The sequence below is a fragment of the Levilactobacillus fujinensis genome, assembly GCF_003946335.1.
Classification (GTDB): domain Bacteria; phylum Bacillota; class Bacilli; order Lactobacillales; family Lactobacillaceae; genus Levilactobacillus; species Levilactobacillus fujinensis.
Genome location: NZ_RHNX01000057.1, coordinates 1 through 8,762 on the forward strand (window position 1 = coordinate 1; position 8,762 = coordinate 8,762).

Sequence of the window (8,762 nt, forward strand, 5' to 3'; positions counted from 1 at the left end):
GATTGGTATAATAATTCGCGACGCCAACCAACACTAAACGGCATGACCCCAGTAGAATACCGGAATCATGCCGTTAAGAATACTGCATAATGATTTTAATTATTTAGCTGTCTACTTGACAAGGAGCCGCGCCAAGGTTCGGGCAAACGTCGGGGTCATTTATATGATTCTCATGATGGTCGCTGTCCAGATCAGTGTCCACGGTACCGCCAATAGCTGGGTCTTCTCAAACTTTTTAATCTTTGCGATAGTCTTTGTCAGCTATTTCCTAATGCTCGAGGTTCGCTTCTGGCAATTGTTGTTAGGCGTGCTCATCTTCATGATCGTAAATGGTACCATCTTTCTCCCCCTTTCATGGGCCTACGCCGCTACCTACTTAGGCTTCTTCTACACCATGAAACTTATTCGTCAACACCGCAATACCGGTTGGTTGGCCTACATCGACTATGTACTCGCCACGTTGCTCTTTTCCACGGTTCTGTGGATCGTGGTTGGCTTCCGATTCAATCTTCCCATATGGACACTGGTCTGGGAAGTTCTCTTCAGTTACTTCCTATTGACTATCATGTATATCTACGTCAATTCCCTCATGTCTGGGGCCAACACGCTAGCGGAATTGACCTATACGACAAACTATGATGAACTAACCCACGTTAAAAATTACTTTGCCTTTAAAAATGAATTCAGTAGTGCCTTCGAGCGCGCAAAGATCAAGGGCCAACCCTTAACCTTAATGTTGTTTGATATCGACCACTTTAAGCGTGTCAATGACACCTATGGCCACTTAACCGGCGATTACGTTTTGAGTCACGTTGCTCAGCTAATTGCGACCCAGTTGAAAACTATCGACCCTGGCCTCGTACTCTACCGTACTGGTGGCGAAGAGTTCACGATTCTCTTTAACAACTACACGGCAGATCAGGCTCGCGAACACGTGGCGGCTATCGCTGACAACGTTCGAGACGCCGAATTTCATCACAACGACAACGATATCGACATTAGTATTTCCGTCGGTGTCACTCAAATGCAGGGTCAAGATGAGGGCCAGGTCGATATTTATAAGCGTGCCGACCAAAATCTTTATTACTCAAAACGGCATGGCCGTGATCAGGTCACTTTTAGCTAATTTCATACGTTTGTTCTCTGACACCGCGGCAACCGGTCACATTACCGATTGGTGCGGTGTTCGTGCAGTCTCGAGCAGACTGGGCTAGTTTTAGCAAAAACTTAGTAACATAATTTCCTTTTAAGAGTTAATATATAATTGTCGAGTTAATTAACACGATTTACTTGTTATCAAAACCATTAATTTTCAGGCTGTACCCCGTAAATATTTCTAAACAGATTGGATGGCGTTATTACAATGACTTGGTCACAATGGTTTGTTACCCCAACTTTAACGAGTCTGTTCTTTCTTCTCGGCGTCTTAACGCTCTACTGGTTCATCACGAATCAGATCATCGCTCTGTTAAAGCGCCAGGGCCGCCGACCAAATGTTGACAGGGTCCGCTCTAACGTTGGAATTATTTATATGGTGATTTTTTTAGTTTTCGTTCAGCTCAGAGTTGGCGACACAGCCAATAGCTGGGTCTTTACCAACTTTCAAATATTTTCAATTGTCTTTGTCAGTTACTTCTTGATGCTAGAAATCCATGTCTGGAAAATGCTCCTCGCCATTCTCTTCTTCATGGCCCTTAATCAGACGTTGGATATCGGCTTAGCTTGGATCTTCGCCGTCTTCTACATGTCCTTCTTCTACTCCATGAAGGTCGTCCGCCATCACCAGGGAAACCGCTGGCTAAACTACGCGTCATACACCCTAAGTACCTTTATCTATGCAGCCGTGCTATGGGGAATCGTTGGCGTTCGTTTCCATCTAGAACGGAATACACTACTCTGGGAGCTTCTGTCCAGTGTCATCATTCTTGCCGTCATGTACGTGTACGTGGACTCCTTAATGGCCAGTGCCAATACGTTAGCCCAACTGACCTACACCACTAATTACGACGAGTTGACCCACGTGAAAAACTATTTTGCGTTCAAAAATGAACTTAATGATGCCTTTGATAAAAGCCGCAATCACCATCAACCACTGACCCTGATGCTGTTCGATATTGATCACTTTAAGCAGGTCAACGACACGTATGGCCATCTGACCGGTGACTACGTCTTAAGTCATGCCGCACAGCTTATCTCGGAACGGCTCCAAACAATTGACCCGGACCTGATGCTCTACCGAACTGGTGGCGAAGAATTCACCATTCTCTTCAACGGCTACACGGCTGAAGAGGCACGCGAAGCCATTACAGGTATCGCCCAAACCGTCCGCGACTCGCGTTTCCATCACAACGACAATGACATCGACATTAGTATTTCTGTCGGCGTCACGCAGATGCTGGGAACCGACGACAGTCAGATTGCCGTTTACAAGCGGGCAGACGACAATCTCTACTATTCCAAACAACATGGTCGCGATCAAGTGACCTTTGGCTAAATCAAAAAAATGAGAGTGCTATCTGGCAGATTTTGCTAGGTAGCATTTTTTGTTAATCATCGCTTCAAGGTTGGGAAATTCTAAAACGCGTATGATGACTGCCGAAACAACGACGCCAATGAGGCACCCTGGTCTGGGCATTGCCTTACCAGTCGATAGATGCGGGCTGGCGCGGTGCAAACCAACCTTTAAGCCTTGAAAACTTCGAATCCGTAAGCCTGTTTTTTACTGAAGCTGTAGAAAAAGTGATTATACTGCAACCGCCAGAACTTCGCTGACACTCATGGCCAGCCACAATTCCCAATTCGCGATTGGTACCAAGGCTCACTTGCCCGTTCTCCATTCAAAAGGAGCCGAGGCCACCTACAAAAGGTAGCACCAGCTCCATTTAATTTCGACATATTTCATTTTCTCTACCACAACAACCCCAACCAATAACCGCCAAGGCCAAGAATGAATACACCTAGTAATAGCCACAATGGCTTGACGTGGTGTCGTAGCAACCACACACACACCAGCGTCAAGATTAAGGGGAACAAGCCTGGCAACAACTGATCGAGCATCGACTGTAAGGATAAATTGGCGTGCTGACTAGATGCAATGATCGGTGCAAATTTAAATCGCGTCCATCGCGGGACAATAGCACCCATGACAAACATCCCCACAATGGAGGCACCGAGTGTTAACTTCTGTAGGACGCCGCTACTCAAAAATGTCACAACCTTTAATCCCTGCAGGTACCCCCAGCGTTGCGTTGCCCACCGAAAGCTCAGCCGCGCCACGTTCCAGCCAATAAAAAACACCAATGGCCCTACGATGCCAAAACCACTCAATGCCAGACTAGCCGCGAAGGCACTTAGGATTGGTCGCAACGTTCCCCACCAGACTGGGTCAGCGACTCCCGCAAGCGATCCCATCATGCTCACTTTTAGAGCGCGAATATCGTTATCGCTCACACCGTTACCGTTGGCATGATCCTCCTCTAACGACAAGGTGACCCCCGTAATCAAGGATTGCATGTAGGGCATGGTATTAAAAAGTTCTAGATGACGTTGCGCCGCCAGGATTCGTGCTTCCTGTTCTGGATAAAGACGGCGAATAGCTGGTACCATGAGGTAACAGAAGCCTAAATTTTGCAAACGTGGATAATTCCAAGCCGCTTGTTCCAACCCAGAGTGGCTGAACACCAGCAATTGATCACTCAGGGTCAGCGTTCGTAATTTTGGTTCATTTTCCACTTCACTGACCCCTTTCTCATAAGTCGTCTAATTCTCGGTCCAACTCGTCTTCGTCGTCCGGTAACGTGCCCGACCCGCCATTATGCGGCGTGTCCTTGGACTGGAGCTTAATGTACAAAATGGCCAGTCCCACACCAATCATGCCGAGCGCGACCAGACTAAGATGGCCATCAGTCGCTAGGGCAAACCCGATGAAGAAAAATGGCCATAACTGACGTGTCGCCATCATGTTGATAACAATGGCAAAACTAACCACGACCAATAAACCAGCGGAAACTCGCAGACCACCACGCAAGACATGTGGAATTGCGTAGTAACCCTGCCGAAGCCAAGTTGCAGGCAGCAGCATGAACAGTCCCGTGGGAATCATGACCCGCAACCCCTGTAGCACCACACTGCTCCAGTGTACCCATTCAATCCGTCGTAGATTTCCCTGAGCCGCCGCAACGTCGGCCTGAGCAACTAACGGAATGATAAGTTGGCGCAATCCTCTGGTCAGTCCCTGACCAATTAGGGCCAAGGGAATGGCTAAAATGACGCCGGCAGCTGACGGCAAATGCGCGGGGCCACTGACCCACCACGCCGCGACGACTGCCGCTAAAGCGGGATCAGGTGCCACAGCCGTTCCAATATTCATCCAGCCTAACGTCACCAACTGCAATGCAGCCCCTAGTGCAATCCCACTGACTAGATTCCCCGTTGCTAAACCAACCAGCGTACAAGCTACGATTGGTTGATGAAATTCCCATTCATCCACCACGCCTTCAACACCAGCCAAAAAGGCCACAATCAAAACACCAAAAATACTGCTCATGTTGCCATCTCCTTTCTTCTAAAATATGGATTCAGGCGCATCGTTCTACTTAGTTAGTGGGTGCTTCCCCGCTAGCTTAGTAGAAAAACAAACGTGGAGACTCGGCATTTTCGCGGCTTCAAGTTGTGTTCGCACCGATCCAGCCCATATCTGCCAGCCGGTAAAGCGATGACTGGCCATTGTTGCCTAATTTTAGTCGCAGTATTGCTGTTACAACAGTCAATACTAGGTGTTTTAGAACTTTCAATCTTTAGATATTGGTTTACTGTGTCATGCACACGATACTGTCATTCCAACTAGGCAACCTAGTGGTCCCTTTCACACTACCAGAGCGCGACCGGCTTAGTTCTATCAGTTAGGTAAGTAAGCTTACGATTTTAACCAATTTTATCCATATTCCCCGCCGCAAAAACACCCCGCTCGAGTGGGGGTGACCACCGAGTGAGGTGTTACGACAAACCCTTTTTACTTGCTAATGTTAAGAATGACTGTTGTCGGTCATTGGGGACCGTTTGCGTGTAGACGTGGACGCCAGCGGCTTCAAGCTGCTTTGCTGCGGCAATATCTTCTTTGCCTGCAGCCACACTGTCCGTTAACATGGTCTTCTTCACCGTGTAAGCTAGGTTGCCCACGTTAACACCGAGACCTTTAAGATCAACGCCCGCAGCCACTAACTCCGCCATTTCGGGTAACGTTTCCGTCAAAATCAATGGTCGGAACCCGTCAAATCGTGCATCACGATAAATCTGCACCATTTTCGCTAACGTAATCACGTTAGCCTTAGCCTCTGCTGGTGCTGCTTGTGTAATCAGTAGTTTTCGAAGTTTGTCTTGGGCGACACTGTCTGAGACGACCAAAATACGGTTCGGTCGGACATTCTTCGTCCAAACCGTCGCAACCTGACCGTGGAGTAAACGACTATCCACACGTGCGAGTTGAATTGCCATTGTCATAGTAAATCATCATCTCCCGTATCTGCCCGTAAATCCAAGTGACGAACACCACCCCGCGCTGCGCGTTCCAGGTGCGGAATCACGTCAGCTAGCGGCTGATTTTGAATTGATAATGCTTCGATCAACATCGGTAAATTAAGTCCAGCAACTAAGCCGTACTTGTCTGGATTCTGAGCAACAACGCGACTAGCCGCATTAAATGGCGAGCCACCCCACAAATCGACTAAGAAAAGTAGTTCCGTAATTGGTTCCATACTTTCAATAGCCGCTTGATAGTGATTAGCGAGATCTTCAACGCTTTCGTTGGCCGCCAATGTAACGGCAAATACCCGTTGCGCCTTGCCAAATATCATTTCAGCACTCTGTAAAATTCCACGGGCAAATTCCCCGTGACTTGTGACGATTATGGCAAGCATGCTGCCACCCCTTCATTGGCCGATCCATGGCGGCCTTTTCGTAAAATTTAGTCCGCTTTAAATATAGCATAAAAAAGCGTTTCCAGCTACCCCAGTCCGGGCGACTTTAAGGGAAACCCTTCTCACTTTACCCGATAGATTACGCTTTTAGCAGGTTCAACATGGCTTGTGGCGTCATGAATGAAACATCGGCCGTAAAGTCCGTGGGCCGTTTGCCATTCCAACCGGCAAATCCAAAGGTCACGTGAGCCGCCTTAGAGGCATCCGCGTCGTAAACGGTATCCCCAACGTAAATGGTCGTCTCCGGTGCTGCATGCAACCGTTTCATCGCTAGTAAAATACCGTCAGGTGCTGGCTTCCCGTGAGCGATGTCTTCAGCAACAATGGCTTGGCTAAAGTAAGGCGCCAGACCGTGACCAACAACGTCCCGATCAAATTCAAATTGCCGCTTAGACGTCATGACTGCTAAATTAGCACCGGCGTCTTTAAGCTTCCCCAAAGCGTCTTTAACTCCCGCATAGACGGCAACGGTGTCCTGATACGGTTTCTCTTCCGTCTTGGGGGTCCACTCGGCCAAGACGCCGTCAATGTCTTTGATGCCCAAACGAATCACTGCATCACGACTAGGGATGCCAAAGGTCTTCGCCAATTCAGCGTATGGCCGATTCATCCCCCGTTCATGTAAAACTTCCTGTAATGCCTTAATATACATGGCTTCCGTATCCAACAATGTGCCATCAATATCAAAGATAAAATTTTTAATTGTCATCGTTTAAAGCACTCCTCGATTCAGGTTATGGTGCTGGCCCAGAGAAAACAGAGACTGTACCATCAGTTGCGAAACTATTTGGGCACCAAACTTACAGTATAGCAACTTGTACCAAAAGATGGTCGTTTCTGATTAAACTCGGTACCCCAACATTTCAAAGTCAAGATTGTGTGTTTACCAGCCTTAATCCTTCGCTGACTCCCCTTCGGCACGCTGCCAAAGAAAAAAGGCATGGTCATCTCTGACCACACCTTAGTTTAGCACGCTTGACGGTGAGACTCTAATTTTGCGCAGGAACTGGTTCTTTGGCAGACGTAACTGGTTCAGCTTCGACCACTTTTTCATCTGTCTTACCAGTCGCAACATCTTCAGAACGCTGTAAATTCTTTAATTGGCGAATGGCCGACAACCAAGAAGGCACGAGAATCACACAAGACCCCAGCCAAGCCAGTGGTTCTGCGGAAACAGCCCCTGCATAGCCGAAAGCACCAACCATGAATAGTGCTGCGAAGACCCGCATGGTCAGTTCACCAACCCCAGCCAACGTGGGTAAGACCCGCCGGCCTAAGCCTTGGAGGGTGTTCCGGATAATGAACAACACACTCAATAGCAGATAGGTACTTCCGACGATGTTAAAGTACGTTTGGGACAGTTGAATAACATGTTCGTCGGCATCTCCGATAATCAGGGTAACGATTGGCCGACCCAAGAAGATAACCAGTGCCCCAGCAGAAACGGCAAACGTTCCGGACAACCACAACGTCTTTTTAACCCCTTCTAGGATTCGGGAATACTTGCCGGCACCGAAGTTTTGGGCAGCAAAGGTCGCCATGGTGACCCCAAAGGATGACATTGGCAATGAGCACAGTTGATCGACCTTAGAAGCAGCCGTTGATGCGGCCACGGAATCGGTTCCCAAGGAGTTCAACGCGGCTTGCATGACCATCGTCCCAATGGCAATGATCGACAACTGGAAGCCCATGGGCATCCCAGTTGAAAAATGGGCCCACAATTCCTTGGTGTCAATTTTAAAGTCTTCACGTGAGATGTGCAGTAAAGGAATTGAACGAACAATGTAGACCACACAGAGTAATGACGCAACGACTTGAGAGATCACAGTTGCCCAGCCGGCACCAGCGACCCCCATGTGAAAGACTAAGATGAAGAGCAGTTCCAAGAAGACGTTCACGATGGTCCCGATGATCAGGAAAATCAAGGGCGTCCGTGAGTCTCCGAGTGCGCGGATAATGTTCGATAACAGATTAAACGTCATCGACGCAAAGATACCGGCAAAGATGGTCCGAATGAAGATTCGCGCATTCGCGTAGATTGACGCAGGTGTTTGCATTAATTTTAAGATGGGATCAACGAAGGTCAACGACAACACCGTCAAGACAATCGTCATAATGATTGCGATAACAATGCTCGCGGCAAATGACCGCCGGACACCCCGGTAGTCACGTGCCCCGAATCGAGTGGCCGTGATGATTGCTAGCCCGGCAGTCAAGCCTTGCGCAAATCCGATGATTAAGAAGTTTATGGAACCGGTAGCCCCAACGGACGCAAGCGCCTTAACACCTAGGGTTTGTCCCACAACAACAGTATCGGAAACGTTATACAATTGCTGGAATAAATTACCAATTAATAATGGAATCGTGAAGAAGAAAATAAGTTTGAGGGAGTTTCCCTTGGTTAAGTCGCTCATGCGCCGACCTCCTTTAAAATTTTTGCCAAGTAATTTGACACAAGATATTTACTCTAACACCTGAGCTGGCAAAAGTCAGTAATTTTGCTTAGAAAGTTTTACCTCGAAAATTTGTCGCTCCAGCTTTAAGAAACAATACTACTCTCTTCATAATGATTTTTGAAGACCAATTTCGCCTGAAAACGATTGCTATGTTAAATTGTTATCTGTTTGTCATTTAAGCGAAAATTAGTCGACAATTTTGTTTAGCCTAAATGGTAATCATTTTCATGAAGACGAACTTTTTTCGTTTCCTCACAAAAAACTCTCTGAGGGTGTCGCTTCGCTCTGCCCTCGTAACCATATGGTGAAATGAACCGCCTTTCCCGGTATA

9 protein-coding genes are annotated in these 8,762 nt (G+C 47.7%); 3 read left to right on the forward strand and 6 right to left on the reverse strand.

Annotated features, from left to right (window positions below):
- From EKM89_RS13055 to EKM89_RS13065, 3 genes are all read left to right on the forward strand, one after another.
- Positions 1-90, forward strand: a 90-nt coding sequence (locus EKM89_RS13055; protein WP_164510537.1) for an IS3 family transposase, incomplete at its 5' end; no start/stop codon positions are given.
- Positions 68-1,126, forward strand: coding sequence for a GGDEF domain-containing protein (locus EKM89_RS13060; RefSeq protein ID WP_125689189.1), 1,059 nt, complete (start codon positions 68-70; stop codon positions 1,124-1,126). The genes EKM89_RS13055 and EKM89_RS13060, both read left to right, overlap by 23 nt.
- Positions 1,127-1,363: 237 nt before the next feature.
- Positions 1,364-2,494, forward strand: coding sequence for a GGDEF domain-containing protein (locus EKM89_RS13065; RefSeq protein ID WP_125689191.1), 1,131 nt, complete (start codon positions 1,364-1,366; stop codon positions 2,492-2,494).
- A gap of 413 nt (positions 2,495-2,907) precedes the next feature.
- Here EKM89_RS13065 and EKM89_RS13070 read toward each other — a convergent pair whose 3' ends face one another.
- From EKM89_RS13070 to EKM89_RS13095, 6 genes are all read right to left on the reverse strand, one after another.
- Positions 2,908-3,732 carry a PTS system mannose/fructose/sorbose family transporter subunit IID gene (locus EKM89_RS13070; RefSeq protein WP_125689193.1) on the reverse strand — a complete coding sequence of 275 codons (825 nt, stop codon included), beginning with the start codon at positions 3,730-3,732 and terminating at the stop codon, positions 2,908-2,910.
- A gap of 16 nt (positions 3,733-3,748) precedes the next feature.
- A complete protein-coding gene (locus EKM89_RS13075; protein WP_125689195.1) occupies positions 3,749-4,546 on the reverse strand; it encodes a mannose/fructose/sorbose family PTS transporter subunit IIC in 798 nt (265 codons plus the stop codon).
- Between the two features lie 449 nt (positions 4,547-4,995).
- Positions 4,996-5,499: a PTS system mannose/fructose/N-acetylgalactosamine-transporter subunit IIB gene (locus EKM89_RS13080; RefSeq protein ID WP_125689197.1), complete on the reverse strand. Its 504-nt coding sequence runs from the start codon at positions 5,497-5,499 to the stop codon at positions 4,996-4,998.
- Positions 5,496-5,915, reverse strand: a complete 420-nt coding sequence (locus EKM89_RS13085) for a PTS sugar transporter subunit IIA (protein WP_125689199.1) — start codon at positions 5,913-5,915, stop codon at positions 5,496-5,498. Before EKM89_RS13085 ends, EKM89_RS13080 begins: the two co-directional genes overlap by 4 nt.
- Before the next feature lie 139 nt (positions 5,916-6,054).
- Positions 6,055-6,684 (reverse strand): HAD family hydrolase, encoded by a 630-nt coding sequence (locus tag EKM89_RS13090; protein ID WP_225421893.1) that lies wholly within the window; start codon positions 6,682-6,684, stop codon positions 6,055-6,057.
- Positions 6,685-6,964: 280 nt separating this feature from the next.
- Positions 6,965-8,389: an MATE family efflux transporter gene (locus EKM89_RS13095; protein WP_125689201.1), complete on the reverse strand. Its 1,425-nt coding sequence runs from the start codon at positions 8,387-8,389 to the stop codon at positions 6,965-6,967.
- Between the last annotated feature and the right edge of the window lie 373 nt (positions 8,390-8,762).

What these genes read in the sequence shown, in the direction of transcription:
- EKM89_RS13060 (WP_125689189.1), top strand. Translation starts at nt 68, where the DNA reads ATGCCGTTAAGAATACTGCATAATGATTTTAATTATTTAGCTGTCTAC.
- EKM89_RS13065 (WP_125689191.1), top strand. Translation starts at nt 1,364, where the DNA reads ATGACTTGGTCACAATGGTTTGTTACCCCAACTTTAACGAGTCTGTTC.
- EKM89_RS13075 (WP_125689195.1), bottom strand. Translation starts at nt 4,546, where the DNA reads ATGAGCAGTATTTTTGGTGTTTTGATTGTGGCCTTTTTGGCTGGTGTT.
- EKM89_RS13080 (WP_125689197.1), bottom strand. Translation starts at nt 5,499, where the DNA reads ATGACAATGGCAATTCAACTCGCACGTGTGGATAGTCGTTTACTCCAC.
- EKM89_RS13085 (WP_125689199.1), bottom strand. Translation starts at nt 5,915, where the DNA reads ATGCTTGCCATAATCGTCACAAGTCACGGGGAATTTGCCCGTGGAATT.
- EKM89_RS13090 (WP_225421893.1), bottom strand. Translation starts at nt 6,684, where the DNA reads ATGACAATTAAAAATTTTATCTTTGATATTGATGGCACATTGTTGGAT.
- EKM89_RS13095 (WP_125689201.1), bottom strand. Translation starts at nt 8,389, where the DNA reads ATGAGCGACTTAACCAAGGGAAACTCCCTCAAACTTATTTTCTTCTTC.